This window comes from Bacillus sp. JJ1533 (genome assembly GCF_036965045.1).
Taxonomy (GTDB): Bacteria; Bacillota; Bacilli; order Bacillales; family Bacillaceae_L; genus Ferdinandcohnia.
Map to the genome: position 1 here is coordinate 71,499 of NZ_JBALOV010000029.1, position 17,844 is coordinate 89,342.

General features: G+C 38.5%; 14 protein-coding genes. 3 read left to right on the forward strand and 11 right to left on the reverse strand.

All coding sequences use genetic code 11. From position 1 onward, the window contains the following. Positions 1 to 7 precede the first annotated feature (7 nt). The 5 genes from V7138_RS15740 to V7138_RS15760 all read right to left on the reverse strand — a co-directional run bounded on the left by V7138_RS15740 (position 8) and on the right by V7138_RS15760 (position 12,597). Positions 8 to 4,147 carry a transglutaminase-like domain-containing protein gene (locus V7138_RS15740; protein ID WP_335399008.1) on the reverse strand — a complete coding sequence of 1,380 codons (4,140 nt, stop codon included), beginning with the start codon at positions 4,145 to 4,147 and terminating at the stop codon, positions 8 to 10. Beyond that, positions 4,144 to 8,745: a VWA domain-containing protein gene (locus tag V7138_RS15745; RefSeq protein ID WP_335399010.1), complete on the reverse strand. Its 4,602-nt coding sequence runs from the start codon at positions 8,743 to 8,745 to the stop codon at positions 4,144 to 4,146. The genes V7138_RS15740 and V7138_RS15745 overlap by 4 nt, the downstream gene beginning before the upstream one ends. Before the next feature lie 294 nt (positions 8,746 to 9,039). Beyond that, complete coding sequence (locus tag V7138_RS15750; protein WP_335399012.1) at positions 9,040 to 11,220, reverse strand: DNA topoisomerase III; 2,181 nt, start codon at positions 11,218 to 11,220, stop codon at positions 9,040 to 9,042. Between the two features lie 126 nt (positions 11,221 to 11,346). Then, positions 11,347 to 11,628 (reverse strand): hypothetical protein, encoded by a 282-nt coding sequence (locus V7138_RS15755; RefSeq protein ID WP_335399014.1) that lies wholly within the window; start codon positions 11,626 to 11,628, stop codon positions 11,347 to 11,349. Between the two features lie 15 nt (positions 11,629 to 11,643). Further along, positions 11,644 to 12,597 carry an HD-GYP domain-containing protein gene (locus V7138_RS15760; RefSeq protein WP_335399016.1) on the reverse strand — a complete coding sequence of 318 codons (954 nt, stop codon included), beginning with the start codon at positions 12,595 to 12,597 and terminating at the stop codon, positions 11,644 to 11,646. Positions 12,598 to 12,923: 326 nt separating this feature from the next. Here V7138_RS15760 and cspD point away from each other — a divergent pair, with 326 nt between their 5' ends. After that, positions 12,924 to 13,124, forward strand: coding sequence for a cold-shock protein CspD (gene cspD / locus V7138_RS15765; RefSeq protein ID WP_010283969.1), 201 nt, complete (start codon positions 12,924 to 12,926; stop codon positions 13,122 to 13,124). Between the two features lie 88 nt (positions 13,125 to 13,212). Here the strand turns inward: cspD and V7138_RS15770 are convergent, their stop codons facing one another. Next, entirely contained in the window at positions 13,213 to 13,389 is a 177-nt protein-coding gene (locus V7138_RS15770) for a zinc-finger domain-containing protein (protein ID WP_335399018.1), read from the reverse strand. 98 nt (positions 13,390 to 13,487) lie between these two features. Continuing rightward, the gene (locus V7138_RS15775; protein ID WP_335399020.1) at positions 13,488 to 14,147 is read right to left on the reverse strand and encodes a ribonuclease H family protein; all 660 of its coding nucleotides are present in this window, start codon (positions 14,145 to 14,147) and stop codon (positions 13,488 to 13,490) included. A gap of 557 nt (positions 14,148 to 14,704) precedes the next feature. Here V7138_RS15775 and V7138_RS15780 point away from each other — a divergent pair. Further along, on the forward strand, positions 14,705 to 15,097 hold the full coding sequence (locus tag V7138_RS15780) for a reverse transcriptase-like protein (protein WP_335399022.1): 393 nt from the start codon (positions 14,705 to 14,707) through the stop codon (positions 15,095 to 15,097). A gap of 35 nt (positions 15,098 to 15,132) precedes the next feature. Here the strand turns inward: V7138_RS15780 and V7138_RS15785 are convergent, their stop codons facing one another. Together V7138_RS15785 and V7138_RS15790 are read right to left on the reverse strand one after the other, a co-directional pair. Next, positions 15,133 to 15,411 (reverse strand): DUF6123 family protein, encoded by a 279-nt coding sequence (locus V7138_RS15785; protein ID WP_335399024.1) that lies wholly within the window; start codon positions 15,409 to 15,411, stop codon positions 15,133 to 15,135. Between the two features lie 65 nt (positions 15,412 to 15,476). Next, positions 15,477 to 15,938 (reverse strand): divergent PAP2 family protein, encoded by a 462-nt coding sequence (locus V7138_RS15790; RefSeq protein WP_335399026.1) that lies wholly within the window; start codon positions 15,936 to 15,938, stop codon positions 15,477 to 15,479. 99 nt (positions 15,939 to 16,037) lie between these two features. Between V7138_RS15790 and sspL the strand changes: the two genes are divergently transcribed. Next, on the forward strand, positions 16,038 to 16,175 hold the full coding sequence (gene sspL / locus V7138_RS15795; RefSeq protein ID WP_335399028.1) for a small, acid-soluble spore protein L: 138 nt from the start codon (positions 16,038 to 16,040) through the stop codon (positions 16,173 to 16,175). A 232-nt stretch (positions 16,176 to 16,407) separates the two neighbouring features. Here sspL and V7138_RS15800 read toward each other — a convergent pair whose 3' ends face one another. Next, complete coding sequence (locus V7138_RS15800; protein ID WP_335399030.1) at positions 16,408 to 17,271, reverse strand: 5'-3' exonuclease; 864 nt, start codon at positions 17,269 to 17,271, stop codon at positions 16,408 to 16,410. Positions 17,272 to 17,398: 127 nt separating this feature from the next. Further along, positions 17,399 to 17,656, reverse strand: coding sequence for a DUF2533 family protein (locus V7138_RS15805; protein WP_335399032.1), 258 nt, complete (start codon positions 17,654 to 17,656; stop codon positions 17,399 to 17,401). Positions 17,657 to 17,844: the final 188 nt, after the last annotated feature.

Consider the following 17,844-nt stretch of genomic DNA (forward strand, 5'->3'; position numbering starts at 1 on the left):
CTCCGTATCAGTATGCTTTTACCCATTTTAATTCGGCACGATTAAACACGGCAATTAATATTTTGTGGCCAGTTCGAGTAAATTCGTACATTTCTGCTCCATTTGGTGGAATGTCAACTTGGCTTCCGTCCGCGTACTTAAATTCTACAATTCTATGATTATCACTGAGCGTAATCCCATTTCCTGTAAATGGACGATCAGACTTATGAATTTCTATTTTATTCATGTCTGCTGAGTCTATGTCATTTAGGATTCTTTCAGCTCTAGTTACATCAGCTGAGGTATTTCCTCCTAATGGAATCTTGATAATATCTGTATGATCAGCTGGATATCGGATTATACCAACAGAGTAATCACTATAGGTAAATGCTTTTTCTCCATTATCTCCTACTCGATAGTGCAAGGCTAGACCGTCTACAATTTCTTCAGGAGTATTTAAGTGATTTACATCCTGTGCCCTCGCAACAAAACCACGGATTTTGTATTTACCGTTGATGTAATTGTCAAATGAACTTGGTGTTATTACCTTTTGCATAATTGTAGAAGGTGTTGGAAAATCAACATCCAAACGTAATTTGAAAAGGGTATCAATTTCAGCATCTGTTAGCCTACTAATAGTTGTTCTACTAAGCCTGTTATAATCCCCTATTGAGATATTGTGTTTACTCAACAAGGAACTTAAATTTTCTTGATAGGAGGGTCCAAAATTACCTGAACGGTGTACACCTGCCTCCAAAGCCTCAACGAAATGATCAATTTGACTAGGATTGTTTAATCTTAATCGATTGAATTCAGAAGGTGATACATTTTTATCGACAAGCATCTTAACGTGATCAGGAGTAAATCCTTTATCCTGAATAAAACGTTTTACCCAAGTTGCTTCTGTACGACTGGTAATACCATAGATACTATAATCGCTCGGATCAATATTGCGATTAGCAAAGAAGAGTATATCATCTAACTTAAATCCATCACCCATCAAGCGTGTTAGCTGGGCTTCGTCATACCCTTTGTTCACAAGATCTAATAGTGAGTTTAGACCTTGATTATCTAAATGTGATGCATGATTGATAAAGTCTTTACTTATACCTGCCTCATCTAGTTGTTTCAGTAAATTCTCTGTAACGTGTAGATTTTTAGAGCCGTTATTTTTAATAAAATTGTAAATAAAATCATCTGAGTATCCGTTTGTTGCTAAGCGTGTTGCGAAACCACCCGCTGCAGCATCTCCAAATCTCTTAATATTATCCATTAACGTTGACAGATGACTCAAGAGCCTTGGAAGCTTGCTAAGAGCAAATCCGCCCCCTGCACCAACTAATGACCAGATGGCCTCTGTGATAATCGCATCTCCCGCTGACTCATCACCTAACACATAATACTGATAAGACAGGTGAATGAGTGTCGCAATAAAGTACACCGTAATAGCTAAAAGGATAATGCCGCCAATCACAGCTAATGGTCCACCAGCTAATAAGACCAAGCTAGAATACAGCATTGATAAAGCATCAATGGCAGTAATAAGAGTAGCCAGTTCGACTGGAATACCAGTTGAACCACCATTAATTCCTCCAGCAATTCGGTAAGCAGCTGAGCCTGTATCTGGGTCAAGGACTAGATAAGCCGAGCCTTTCCAGTCAAAGTATCGAATCTCTTCTTCTGGAATTGTCACGATATTTCCATTTCGGACAGCATTTCGAATATCATTTTTTACAGTTTGGCTAACATTAAGCCTTGGCATAATTTCATCCATATTCCCGCTGTTAATCGTGTAAGATAGAATGCCACGAGCATTGGCTTCTTCAAAAATCTTGATCGTCGAAACAGATGGTGTGCCCAATAGTTGTTCGAAAATACGATGTTCTAATGCAGAGCCCAAGACACCGCCTGCAATCATAAATGGCTGTTTATTCTCTTGATCATTGTTTCTAGAATTGACAGCAACCACATTACGATTTACATCGACAAACAGATTGCCTTCTCCCATTTCTACCGGACTCATAAAGAAATATTTCACTTGAGGCTCATAGCCTGTTGTTGTTTCACCTAATAAACGAGTCGAATTGACATTGAATTGTTGACCGATGTATTCTTGGGTTAAATCAACTTGAGCAAGATAAGCTTGAACGACACCGTGTAAGAATTCACCCATGACCTCATCGGTGTACATATTTGCATGATTACTCGTTTCTTTTAGGGCTGTCATTCGTTCTTCTAAGCTTTGTAACTGGGATTCTGAAACACTACCATAATCCAAGCCAGTTGAGTAGAATCCTCCAGCTGTAACCGTATTATTGGCTACTTCTGAACCGATTCTAGGTGCAGAGAGTGTAATATCAAATGATTGTCTAAATCCAGCCCCTACTGGTTCTCCCTCGGCAACCACTTCACCATCTATGGTTAAAACAGGAATGAGTTTAATCAGATGAACTGGAGTTTGGAAAATCCCTCCATAGGCTTTGATGATTTCACGATCCTCAGTTGTTGCTGGCTGATATGAGAGTGTAATTCTTTTTCCGAATAGTTCTGCTGCACGTTTCGTATAGTCAAATTGTGGTGAACCTGTCCAATTTAGTGAAAACGGACTTGCACCTTTGATTTGGAAATTAACTGTTTCAGCAAGACTTTCTGGGATTTGTGAGAAAACACCATATTCCTCTACTGTTGTATATGGAAGTGATAATGGTATTACACCAAGGTGTTCCTCAGTTACCTTCCAGCCGCCAATGATATCTGTTATGGTTGAGCTTTCACCCACATTGCCTTCCAAGTAGGACTGTAGCTTTGTGTATTGCGACTCTAATTCTTCCTCTAGTAGATTGGTAGGAATATTCGTCGTTGTCAGTAAATCAGCTGAACGCTCACTATTATTATGGATTTCATCTAAGATTGATTCGATATCTACGTCAATTTGATCCTCAAGGTTCAGTCCTTCTGCATACTCTTGTTGGACGAAGCTAGGGTCTAGTGGTACCCATGTACTCGTTCCAGATTGCTCTCCAATTCCACGATATTCATCATAGGGGACATAGGCTTCAACCCAAACATGCTCGACTTGAATGGCAGAAATTTTGCCGCCTTTGATAAGTGAACTCACTGGTGTACCTAATGAAGCTAAAATTCTTGCTGCCGCTTCTGGCGTTTCAGCTCCAACCCATTTCATTGCCCGTTCAATCGGTACTTCAATTGTGCCATGTGCATAGCGTGCTGGAATGTCATGGTAACGAAGCAAAGAGATTAGTAGAGATGCTTGGTCTATGTCATTCCCGCTTCGTTCCTCAAGCGTTCCGAGTGCTCCTTTTCTAGAACCATAGTATGGCTCAAAGGTGACAGTATGACGAACGAATTCATAGATTTCTAGTGGATTTTTACCTAGTTCCTCTGCGACTGCTTCAATTTGTTCTGTCCATTTCGTCTCAATCGTTTCTTGCACATCTGCGTCTGTTGGTTCAACTGCCTCTATATAGGCAATCTCGATGTCAGTAGTTTGACTCGAATGTGTTCCACTCTCTTGACCAAGAATAACCTCCTCAGGCTCAAGGTTGAATGGGCGATGTGGTAATTCATTACCGAGTATTTCATACGGCTTCTCTGGAGCAATTTGCTCTTTCAGGTTTGATAAAGCTTCCTCCCAATTAGTAGAATTTAAGGATTGACCTGAATTCTCATCTTTAGCAAGTTGGTTCAATATGCCAATGGTTTCTTCCAATTTAACAAATTGCGAATCAACTATGTTTTTTGTATCCTTTAAGCGTTGGATACCTTTTGTTGAGCCAGCTTTCTTCAGTGTTTTCTCGTGAGATTTCCACTCATCCACTAACTCTTTTTTTGCCTGATGAATCGTTTGATTCATCTCGTGTATCGTTTTTCGTAATTGAACAATGTCGTTCTGCTTTTGATTACTTTCAAGCTGCTGATATTGTTGATCCAAGTTATTCACTAATGTTCCGAGTACCGTTTGCGGTTGACCAAGATCACCGGAAGGTTCTTGAATAGTAGGCTCATGAAAATTCATGAGTTCCTCTGTCACTTGGTTCACTTTGGCGTTTGTGATGATATGCTGAGATGGCATGACAAACGAGACAAACAATGTAAATAAGGTGGTATAAATGATTGTTTTAAAATTGAAACGACTTGATTTTCTCATTTACGATCCTCCAAGAACCATTTTTGTTCAATATAACCAAGCACACGCTCGAGTTTTAATCGGATTAACTCTTCTTTTTGTTTGGTTAATAGTTCAAGAGATTTCACAAGTGAATCAATGAGTTGTTCTCTCTCCTCACTTGTTTCGGCTGGTTCCTGGTGTCGTTCCACAAGCAGTTGAAGTGTGTTATTAATCTGCCCCTTGCCTTGTTTACCTTTTCCTTGTTTTAAAGCATCAATGGCTTCTGCGAAAAGCTCATCCCTACCTTGTAAGACTTCATATGATATGGTCGTTGGTTCAATTGAAACCCATTCTTCTTTTACTAAAAATTCAGTATGAGCTGTTACTTCATACGACCCTTTTTCCGCTGGGGTTGCTGTAACAAATGTAAGCTCGAGTGGAGCATCACCTGCTACTTTCCCATCCCAAGAGAGGATATTGTCGTTAAGAACAAAATCACCGCTATCAAGGACTTGGAAGCCTTCAGGTAGGGGAACACGTACCTTCGCATCTAAGGAAGCTCCTTTTGCAGTTAAGGCCATGACATATTGGATACTTTCTCCTGCATGGTTCTCCTCTTCATTTGGTATTGCTTGCTCGATAATTTGTTCTACATCTGTTTTGAATTCTGAGAGGTTTTCATCATATCCTTGTAAAAAGCGGTCTGTAAGATAGGCAGCCATTCCATTTCCATACGGATGACTACTCCACGCCTCTCCAGATTTTCCTCGCTTACGATCGAAAACATCATAGGTCCAAAAATCAGCTAAGTTGAATCGTTCTGTCACCAGTAACCCTTGTCCACTATGGAGTTTAGAGAGTAATTCTTGATCATAGTGTGCGGTTAATGGACGGTTCGAATCGTGAAGGAAGTACAGATTGTATAAACCGGAACGCAACTCTTCGATAAACGTCGCTTCCTTATTCACAACGGTTACCATGGCACCAAGTTCTTCTAATAGACTAGCAATTTCTTGCTGATTTTTTTCTGTCCAAAGTAATACACGAGGGATTGTATCATCTAATCGAAAATCTGCTTCTAGTCCAACCTCTAACACAAATCCCGTACTATCTAGATTCACCCATTCTCCGTTTGGTTTTTGTACTTGTAGAGTAACTAGATAATCTCCGATTGAAAAATCGACGGTCGGTATCATGTTGCTAATTGATTTACTTTCCCCAACCGAAAGATCAAGGGTTGTTGGTACTTGGTGAACAATCTCTTCACGTTCTGGATCGAGCAGTACTAATTCAGCATTTATTCCTTTTAGGTCCATGTTTCCATGATTGGTGATTGAATAGGTCACTGGAACTTCTTGACCTAGATAGAATGTTTTATTAGAAAGCACGATGTTACCAGTGAGGCCGATGTAGCTATCCTCATTTTTGGCAACTGTAAATAGGATTTCATCTGAAACAACGACTTCGCCGTTTGAGATTACCTCTGTCTGCAACGTATAGACGCCTGGTTCAATATTCCCTTGTTCAAAAGTGAAGGAAATATCTTGGAGGCTTTTCGCTGGTAGAGTTACTTCTTCCCGTTTTTCATTCAGTATTGAACCATCATCCTTCAACCATTTCGTTACAATCTCTGTCCTTTCAAAGGCTTTGTTTTGGCTTGTATTCTCTAACTTGTTTGTAATCTGAATTGATTCACCTGGCTGATACGTCTCTTTGTCGGTGTGGAGCTGAAGCTTAATGGTTCCATCCGCTAAAATCGAAATTGGGATTTCCCTTGTGATGATGGTCCCATCCGACTCCTTAACTTTAACAACGATTGTGTAATTACCCTCATAAGTCCCACTTACCACCCATTCGACATCTTTTTCGAAAGGTGAATCCGATTGGAGACCTTTGACCGGAAACTCACTGATGACCTCAACAAGCTCATGATTTTCATCCACAATTTGGACATCTACTTGTAATTCTTTTTCTTCTTTTGAGAGATTTTCAACTTTTAAGTTAACAGTCATAACATCATTCGGATAAAATTCTTCTTGATTTACACGGACATCCACTTTTAAAGTACCTGATGAATGTATTTGTAAATCTGGTAACGATTGTGTATGATTGATTCCTTCCACATCTTTATACTCCAATTGCGTATTTCTCGTTATCACAATCTCTTTGTTTGGTTCAACGACCGACGTATTCAACCTTAGTTGAATCGCTTCGACTTGTTCAAAAATAATCAGGTCATAGTCCCAAGAGACAACGGTTTCTCCATTGTCATTCGTTGTAACACTTTTTGGTTTCGGAGAGGTCTGATCTTCGTCAATCGTGACATAAGATGGAAGGGTAGTTGTTAGAGATACATCACGGCCAGATATATTAAAAATTTGATTTCCAACCTCTGACATCATAGCATCAAGTTCTTCCATTGTTGGACTAAAACGATAGATCCCACCTGTAAGCTGTGCAATCTGTTGTAAAATGGACTGGTCCGCTCCACTTCCTAATCCCACTGTATGCACAACTATCCCTTGGTTTGCTGCTCGTCTTGCCTCTTGTAAAATACTATAATCACTCCATCGATTATCATCGCCATCTGACATCAGAAGGATGACTTTCTTATGTTTTGGAATCCCAGTGTTGTTAATGAGATTAATAGAGTCCCTTAAAGCAATACCGATCGCTGTTCCATTCCATGGAGATTGAGGTGTGTCATCTAACCGTTGCTTTAATAAATCCTTATCACTTGTAAATTCCTGTTGAATCCAAACAGTCCCTGCAAATTGGACCACTGCACCACGATCTTCACCATCGATCAGATCAACTACATGCTTTGATGCCTCAATCGCAAAGTCTAGCCGATTTGGGTTTTCATATACATAATCCCTATTGCCCCATTCCATACTGCCTGAGTTATCAATCGTTAGGACAAAATCGATAGGTTCTCTCGTTTCTTCTAATGCTTTACCAATTCCCTCTAATTCAAAGCTCACATTCACTTCATCTGCCTCTGGATGGAGGGCTTTGTCTTCAATCTTTTGTCTAGCTTCTACTTTTGGTGGTATCGGTTCCGGTAACACTTCAAAAATTGTACTCTCTTCAAAAATCACCTTCTCATGATGGCTCAAGTTAGTTTCAATTGTATAGGATGATTCCACTGATACCTCTGGACTAAACGTAAGCATTGGCAGAATCACGACATCCCCACTCAGATCATTCGTGTGTTCCTTAGAAGCTTCTGCGACCGTTTCTCCACTTGCATCTACTACCCTTGTCGTCACAGTTAGATTGTCAACAATATTCACAAAAGGATATAAATGTACGGTAAGCGGCACCTCTACTTCCTCATTGACAACAGCTTGTCCGGGCTTGGCAACAGTTGTACTCTGCCAGTTGAAGCTAGGAGTTACTGAAAATCCTTTACTTGCTGTCATTAAGAGTACACCTGTCTGCGAGTCTTTGATGTGGGCTGTAAGCACGTATTCCCCAGGTTCGGCACTATGAACTGGCCAGTGATAGAGTTCTCCCTCTTGTTCTAGGACAAACATCTCTTGTTTAGGACTTTGTACAACCACTTGCACATTGACTTCTGTGCTTGAAGTAAAAACAGGCTGAGCTAATAAGACATCATAAGCATTGAAGTGGAGTGATTCTTTTCGCTCTTCTCCATCCATCTTGAATAGTTCTATGTCCTCAATGGATACAGACTGAAGTTGAGAATCCAATAGAAAGTCAATCACTAATTTTGTTGTATACGGATCCTCAATCCAGCTTCCATTCGGATGCTGAAGTTCTTTTACTCTTTGAATCATCTGATCTAGATTTGGGATTCCTAATGTCCTAATTAATGCCGATAGAACATGTAAGGTTTCCTGGGGTTGATCAAATGTTTCTAAACTGAGTAATAAGTCTGAAGAAGATAAATATTGGGCACCTTGTAAAATGGAAGTTTGCAGTTCCTTTTTTATCTGCTTGGTTGGAGTTGTAACATCCATTTCATCCCAATTACGTACAAGTTGATCTAAGGTAAGGATAATTTGAGCGGTAAGAGATGGTGAAGATGCTCCTTTTTCTTGGTAAGCCCAAGATCCATCCTCACGTTGCTGCTTTAATAGGTAGTTGGCTCCATTTATTACCGAGTCATTATCTAATTTATCATTTTTTAGATTTAATAGGCCTTGAAGGACTATTGTCGTATCTAATACATCACTTGCATACGAATGTGCAAGGCCCCAACCCCCATCATCATTTTGACCTTGGGTAATGGCCGAGATTGATTCGGTTCTTTGTTGAGTATCTGTCAAAAACGGTAAGATTCTTGACATTTGATCAAAATTTGATGCTTTCTGTTTCTCAAGAAAGTGAACCCCAAGCTTGTATCGTTCTTTGCTCACACCAGTATCTGACATCAACTGTAGTATTTCTGATGTGTTTCGGATCGTAGGTTCAGTATCCCACTCCCCTGTTTCTTTCTGTTGCGATAGTAGCCAGTCAAGTGCATGCACGACATCCTCATCCATTTCAATGGTCTTCTGCAATTCACTTGCAAAAGCCCCTGTTTGGAAAAGGGTAGAAGCAAAAAGCACAAAAACAAACATGAAAATCACACACTTGTTCCTTTTCCTGAACAACGTAAAATAGCTCAAAATATTTCCCCCTTACTAATAGTAGTTGAATACAAAAAGCATATATACCCACAGTTTTACAATATTAGACAAATCATGTAAAAAATCCTATTCAATTACAAAAATTGAGTCTTTGTTACTAATCAATATGTACTACACAAGTATAAATAGGTACATTATCCTATTTCTTAGATACAAAAAAGCCACCCCTCAAAAGTGAGAGCTGGCCGATAGAGTAGGAGTGCCTATCACACAAAAAAGCTTAAAGGCGAATTTGACCTAGGAAGGAAGAAATAGATTTGATTTTACTATAGGTTAGTTCCCGCTTGGCACCTTTGCTTGAAACTCAAATTCTATTTTCTCCGTTTGATCATTCCATTTCAGGTAAGCATCAAAGGTTTTACTGTCTTTTTTAAAGCCTTTGATGAGGTTTGTCTTGTTTCCTGAGAGAAGCTTCTGAGCATTTGTTTTTGAAATGGTTTTCCCTAAAATCCTACCTGAAATCGTGAACTTACAGCCGTTTGACTTATAGTTCGAACAGCCATAAAAGGTACCTTTATTGATCACGTTGCCTCGACATTTCTTACAAATTCCCACCACTGTACCAATTTCTTTTTTATTGTATTTGCTTTTTTGAGAGCTGACATTTTCTACATTGACATTTGAGAGATCCCAGGTTCCACTTAGCTCTTTCGCATCGTCAATGATTTTTTGAGAAAGCTTTTTTGTCTGTAGCATAAAGGATGCAGGTGAGGCTTTGCCTTGCCCAATTTCATGGAGCCGCTGTTCCCATTTTGCTGTCATTTCAGGAGATGCAAGAATTTTATCACCAATTACATCAATTAAAAGAATTCCTTTTTCCGTTGCAAATACTTGGTTCTTCTCAACCTTGATATAGTTTCGTTCTTTTAGCATCGTAATGATACCGGCTCGTGTTGCTTCCGTACCAAGTCCTTCTGTTTTGGCTAAAATCTTCTCTAGTTCATCATTCTCAATATGCTTACCGGCTGTCTTCATTAATGTAATGAGTTGCCCTTCCGTATAGCGCTTCGGTGGCTGAGTTTTGCCTTCTTTTGTGTAGCTCTTTTCTACAACACCAGATTCACCGATTTCAAGCGGAGGCAGGATCACATCATTATCCTTTGTATCTTCTTGAAAGAGAACCTTTCTCCACCCTTCCTGTAAGCTAACCTTCCCCTTTGTGATGAACTCAGCTCGCTTGTCTACAAGCGTTTTTACAGTTGTATAGTTAAAAATAGCTGCCTTATAATGTGCTGCGATTAATCGTTTGACAATCAAATCATAGATTTTCTTTTCATCACCTGATAGCTTAGCAGGATTGGGGACCTGCTCGGTTGGAATGATTGCATAGTGATCGGTTACCTTTTTCTCATTGACATAGCGAGAATTATTGTAGATAGATGTGACTGGAGTCGGAAAATAAGCTTGATAGTCTTCCAGTTTTTGAAGCTTTGAAAAAATATCAGGGATGGTCTGGGCCTCTTCCTTTGTTATATAACTAGAATCAGAACGTGGATAAGATATAATTCCTTTGGTATAAAGGCTTTGTGCAACATCCAATGTCTTTTTCGGTGAAAATTTAAAGGCTTTGTTTGCCGTTGCCTGGAGACTTGACAAATTAAATAATAACGGTGGCTGATATTCTTTCTTTTCAGTGTCTACTTCAGCAACTTCAGCGGGTTTATCCTTACAAAATGCTGCAATTTTTTCAGCCATTTCCCTTGAAGAAAGACGTGATTCATTATCCTTCGTCCATTTTCCTTCAAATTGTTTTCCGTTGATTTGAAAGTTCGCAAAAACTTCCCAAAAGGCTTGCGATTTAAAATTCCCAATTTCCTTTTCGCGTTTTACGATCAGCGCTAATGTCGGAGTTTGGACCCTTCCTGCAGAAAACACGTCGGAAATGCCTTTTTGCTTTAATAATAAGGTATAGACCCTTGAGGCATTCATGCCAACAATCCAATCAGCACATGCACGTGCTTTCGCTTCATAATAGAGATTTCTTGTGTCCTGCTCTAATAAGAGATTCTCAAAACCTTCTCGCACTGCCTTTTCCGTTAATGAAGAAATCCATAATCGTTTCAACGGCTTTGACACCTTTGCCATCTCAATAATGTTTCTTATAATCAATTCCCCTTCACGGCCCGCATCACCAGCATGAATGATTTCTTTTACTTCTGGTTTTCGAAGGAGATTCTTTATGATTGAAAACTGCTTTGATTTTGATTTCGTGACCCGGTATAAGAAATGGTCTGGAATGATTGGGAGGGTTTCAATACGCCAGTTTTTCCAAGCGGGATTATATTCTTCTGGTGGTAGTAACTCACAAATATGGCCAATCGCCCAAGTAAAATAGGCCCCGTTTGGAAATAGCGGATTCGGCGCAACCTCAATAAACCCTTGAGATTTCTTACTCCTAAAGGGAGCAGCAAGCTTCATCGCTTGATCTGGTTTTTCCGCGATTATGACTTTCATATTAATCCTCTTTTCAATATCACTAATCCATTTATTGTATCAAAATTTACTTGTTTATTGGAATATAGATTTTTGTGGGTGATTTGGGAGAAATACTAAAAGAGCGTATAGGAGCTAAAAAACCACCTAGGATGGTCTTTTAGCTGTTCTTTTCTCTAAATAAAAGTGGGTATGTTCAACAATATGATGGATGGAGATGACCGATAATTCCCCGTGTTGGACAGTTCCAACAGCGTAGCGGCCTTTATCATCCTCCACAATAAATGAGGTTCCATGATCAGCATCCATGATGCTGTCACAAATAGATATGATTTTATTATACAAATAATCCTTATTCACAATCATGTTACTTGTATGTGAGGTAAACCGGATAATGATTTCTTTTCCATTATAATTGTGTCTGAACATCTTAACAACCTCCAGCTAATCAGATAAAACGCGTTCGATTTGAATTGATTTTTCAACAGATAAATCGATTATCGTGTTTGATACCTCAACTAATGGATTTAATAAATCATATGGGTTGATGTACTTAATTTTTCCTATTTGTCCATCTGTTAACAATACGTGATGTCCAATTAAAGCATTCATAATTTGCTGTAAAAATGGCACTAAAATAGTTGGATCAAGCTTACCGAACATATCATCATTCATTTGTTTGATTACCTGATAAAAGGGTGTTGCATCATGATAGACGCGGTTGGATGACATGGCATGAAAGACATCCGCTACGGCTACAATTTTTGATAAATAACTGATTTTGGGTCCCTTTAACCCGAACGGATATCCTTTCCCATCCTCCCTTTCATGGTGTTGGAGCGCAACAAGACTAATTTCATGACTGATTCCATCCGTGTTTTTTAGAATTTCATAGCCATAAATCGTATGCTTTTTTACAATTTCATATTCTGCTTTTGTTAATTTACTTGGTTTATTTAAGATTTCTGTGGGGATCTTTGTTTTACCAATGTCATGCAAGGTCGCTGCGATTGTGAGTGCTGTCAAATCCTTCTCAGACAATGAAAGCCATTTGCCAATTAATGTTGCAATTACACCCACTCCGATATTATGTCGATATGTATAATCATCTGCAGATTGAAGCTGATAAAACAAATGAAAAAATTGCGGGATTTCTGATGCTGTCTGAATAATAGGGATAACTGTTTGTTTAATCTCAGCGAGCGGCAGCTTCGTATGTCGCTTTACAAAATAAAAAATATCCTCTACCTGGTCAATCGCTTCCTCTAATTTCCCTGTAATGATAGATAAATGTGGTTTACTTGAAGGTATAAACTCGTAACCGCTATCAAATTCTTCTATAATTCTATCAAGTTCATCAGGATGAATCACAGTGATTTTTGTTTGATCGATCTTCATTTGGTATGACTCCCCACTAAAGCCTTGTTTCCATTATTATATCAAAAATTGGAATTTCCACAATAATTATTTGAATATACGAAAATATCGAGAAATTTTTCGTGTTGGCCTTCCTAATTGCCACATTTTTTTCCAAGAATGCGTAAAAAACCCTCTATTCCCTTGACTTAACACGCTTTAGGTTGTATATTAAAATCAATCATTTAGCTAGTAGTTTAGTATTTTTTTTATAATAATTCTATTTTTAAAGATACATAAATGAGCGGCTATATGATAAAAATTTTTACGTTGCACGGTTGTGCCGAAGGTTTAGGAGGAAAAGCATAATGCAAAACGGTAAAGTGAAATGGTTTAACAACGAAAAAGGTTTTGGCTTCATCGAAGTTGAAGGTGGAGACGATGTATTCGTACACTTCACAGCTATCCAAGGTGAAGGTTACAAATCATTAGAAGAAGGTCAAGAAGTTTCTTTCGAAGTTGTCGAAGGTAATCGTGGACCTCAAGCTGCTAACGTTGTAAAGCTATAATTCTTACATTTTATTTTAAAAATGTGAAACCAAGGCTGATTTTTATCAGCCTTTTTTGGGGCTCTTTTTCTGAAAGGCCCCTCCTTATTTATGATAATTTTTTACCATACTCCTTTAGCTTTTGACCCACAGTACAATTTTTAATACAGAAATTTTGGGCATGGCGCTTCCCATTTTCCTTCCGGAAATGTTCTTTTACAAAACAATCTTGGCAATAAGTGTCAAGCATTTCACCAACTTCCAAAATAAGTTCCTTTCGCTTCACAAAATATCATCTCCCATTTTAATCCAAATGTCACGTTATCAAGTATTCTTCCCATCAGTATCACCTATTAAATGAATATGACAGGTAGGCTTAATTACTTACCCTTTTATTTCAAATTTACTGGAAACAATCGTCCCTTCCAACGCCTGTGTAGCTAGTCGATCTGCCTCTGCATTTTGTTTTCGACCAATTGGATCGTAAATAGGATGAATCCCCAGTTTTTTCATTTTCTCCTCAATTCGATCTAACCATCTATTAAGATTATCTTCAAAGCATGGCCATTCTCCAGAGAGTTGTTTTAACACCACATGAGAATCCCCTTTAAAAATTACTGTTGAATGGTGTACACCTAATTCCTCCAATGTATTTAACATCAACCAAAATGCAGCATATTCTGCTTCATTATTTGATTCCATTTCTTCAAACACTTCATTCACTCTAACCCGATATGGTTTTTTATTTTGAGTATAATAAATCGCAGCACCTAAACCGGCCTTCCCTGATTGGATGTCATAACCTCCATCAAAATATGCCATGATATCTTGAGGTTCGGTTTCAATTTCTTTAATAAGCTTGCTCAGTTCTTTTTTCGTCCATTTTGTTTGTCGTTCATCATAAAAAACAAGTTCCTTCGTACGTCCTGTTCGTTCAAAGTCTTCTGCTAGTCGCAATGCTTCTTCAGCTGAAACTTCATCCGACATCAAAGTGATGACTTGATTTTTTGGCGTTTTATATGTCCATTCTAGCTTAAGTTTCATCACGCTCATCCTCTCCAATGGAACGTATCTTCATTTTTCCTAATTTTTAACTCATTATACACTCTTTCCATTTGGATATATACTCCCTTCTTTTCTAAAGGCTCATTTCTAAAAGATTGTTTTTATTAACTTAAATTTTTTGGGTTGAACTAGGGTGATTTCCGCTTCTGGCACTCGCTTTCCGCGGGCGATCCGCAAGCCTCCTCAGGCCTACACGATGTAGGTCACGAAGCCGTTGCCACAGGACGTGGGTTCTTAGGCTTCGAACATTAATCCTCACTGCGGTGTCTCGCTTGGCTCGCTATTCCCGCAGGACATTGAATAGGCTTCCTTGAAACTACACCGCACGAAGAAAATGCGTGCATTTTCAAGGATCTCGTGCCATACGCTTCAATCACTAGAGGGAACACCCAAAGTCCCAATAATACTTGGTTATAGCTATTTCAAAAAAAGAACAAAGTTTGCGAAAACAGCCCTTCTAAAAGAGTATCTGTATCTTCATCCCATGTTGATTTAGTGATAAAATACTTTATATCAATTATATGTGGAGGCATTTGATGATTGAAGTGTATATAGATGGTGCAAGTGCTGGAGACCCTGGTCCGTCTGGTGCAGGCATTTTTATTAAAGGTAATGGTATCGTTGAAAAACATTCGATTCCGCTTGGTATCATGACAAACCATGAAGCTGAATATTACGCTTTGCTTAAAGGACTTGAAATTTGTATTAAAAATGACTACAAGATCGTTTCTTTTCGGACAGATTCACAGCTTGTTGACCGAGCCATTGAAAAAGAGTATGTTCGAAACAAAAAATTCGTACGCTTACTTGAAAAAGCATTACTGCTATCAAAACAATTAGATCTTTTTTTCTTAAAATGGATCCCAAGTGCTCAAAATAAAGTCGCAGATGAATTGGCAAGACAAGGCATCCGAAAAAATGAAATGTAAAGGAAACCCTTGGACACCAGTTGGTCCAAGGGTTTTTATGACATGATATTTCGCTCTTCCACAAATTGATAGGCCTGTTTACGTGTTTGAATTTGATTTTCCTTAAACATCTCTAATAAAGAAATGAAAAAGCTCCCGTCAAATTCCTTCTGTGCCTTTAATGTAATTTCAATTGCAACAATGACAATGTCATCTGTTGCTGCCGTATAATGCTGTCCAAATGAAATGAAGCCAACTGCGTCTTCGCCAAGATGAAACCCTTTTTGGGCTAAAAACTGCAGATACTCCTCTACCCGATTTTCTAATTTAAACAATAGTCCCCATCCCCAACAAAAAATACAGAATCTAATCTAATAGTACCGCATTTTTTGTCGAAATTCTACGACTTTTTTGTTAAAAAGTGGGCTAAAGTTCCTGTAATCATTCCAAAAAGAGCACCACCAAGTACTTCTTCTGGCTGATGGCCAAGTCTTTCCTTTAACTTTTCTTCCTTCTGGTCATGGTAATGATGGTCCTTTTGTCCTGCTAATCGTTCAATTTCTTCATCAAGTTCGTTCACTTTTATTGTTAGTTCACCGGATTGACGACGAATTCCTTGTGCATCGTACATCACGATTAAACCAAATATGGTGGACAGCGCAAAATCGATGGTTGGAACCCCTCTTTTTAACGCAATAAAGGTAGCTAATGATGAAACACCCGCAGAATGTGAACTTGGCATTCCGCCCGTTTCAAAAAAGGTGCCCCAATCCCATCTTCCTGTTCTCAATTTTTTAATTGGTATTTTTAAAAATTGAGCAAGTCCGATTGTAAGTAATGCGGTATAGATCCCTTTGTTCACGATTCTCACCTCTTGGTTAGTTTCCTAGTTCTCCACCTTTTCTATTCAAGACATAATCCAAAATAGGATGGAAATAATATGGAATGGAGGTGACATGTCATGGCGAAAAAAGCGAACAACCGTGGGAAAGCTCCAAAAGGCGTGAACCCACAAGGTTATAATGAAGATACAGAATTCTCTATGGAACCAAAAAGCGGGCTTGAAAATAGAGCAAAGAAAAAGAATACTAAGATATAAAGTTTTACGGGATGCCCTGTTGCAGTATTGGGTATCCCTGTTTTAAAAGTTTACATAATATCACAACTACCCCAAGTGTGCGGCTAACGGCCATAGAAATGAAATATCAGCCATATGATTTATACTATCGGCCATAGATTTATAATAACGACTATTGGTCAAGTTAGAATTACACAAACTTCCCTAATTTGTCCAAATCAATAGAAAAAAAGCACTCTAAAAGAGTACTCCGTTAACTTATAAATTGATCCAAGCCCTTAAATTCAAGCTCTGTAAATTTTTCATAGACTTTTTCACGATCAATTTGGATTAATGCATCTTCAAGTGAGCAGCTAATTGGTACTTCACAATGAATTCTTGCCAATTTTCTAGATAAATGCAGCATGTCCAAATCTTCTTTAATTTTTGTCTTTTGACCTTTTGATAAATTCTCTACATTTTCAAGAATACCTTCAATTGATTCAAACTGCTGAAGAAGTTTCAAAGCCGTCTTTTCACCGATTCCTCGAACACCAGGATAATTATCACTTGTATCTCCCATTAAAGCTTTGAGGTCGACCATTTGTTGTGGGCGAATCCCTTTTTCATCTAAAAAGCTTTCACTTGTGTACTCCGCGTAATTCCCGATTCCTTTTTTCATAATTAGAACCGTAATATTCTCATCAAGTAGCTGCAGAATGTCTTGGTCACCTGTCAGAATGATTACCTCAGAGTCTTGGCTATATAGCTTTGCAAGGGTACCAATGCAATCGTCGGCTTCATAACCCGATAGCCCCACATTCGGGATATCAAATGATTTCACTACATCTTTAACAAGATCAAATTGTGGGATTAACTCTTCTGGTGGCGCACCGCGATTTCCTTTATATTCACTGTACATTTCAGTCCGGAATGTAGAGCTTCCCATATCCCAGCAACAAATCACATGTGAAGGCTTGTACCTATTGACAGCCGTCATCATATGCTTAACGAAACCGTGAATCCCATTTGTTGGAATCCCTTTACTATTCACCATAAAATAACCGCTCATTGCCGTTGCGTAAAAAGAGCGAAACAATAATGCCATTCCATCTATTAACATAATCTGATTTTTCATCAGCATATCCTCCCTGTCGACAATTACTCATAACTGAAATTATACCACATATTCACCATGGAATTGTTTGTATCTTCCTTCCAAGCAAAGAAAAAAGCCCTCATAAGAGGACTTATTCTAGTTTTCATTATTTGCGAAATGCGAATTCCTTTACCATATCAACAGTTACTATTTTCCGCAATGGGACTATTCCTTTTTTAGCAAGCTGATTCATTTCAATTGTTACTTTATTGATTTTCTCAACAGTGAACTCCTGATTTTGCTTCGCTAAAGCAACTGCTTCGTCAATATATTGTTCTCTTTTTTGCTCAAGCCCGATAAAGGTTTTTACGATTTCGTGCTGTGCATTTGAATGTTTTGTGATTGCTTCATGGACGTTTGTCATTTTTCTCCTCCGATGTTCTCATTAGCTTCACGATATGGGGTTTAGGTTCCCAGCAATTAAATTTATATTCTGGCTTTGTATCATAGCCTAAGCGTACACATCTGTAAGTCATTATACCATCTTTTCGTTCTGCGATAAAATTCACACAGGTCGCACATGCATGATATTTGGATTTTGATTCGGTCAAG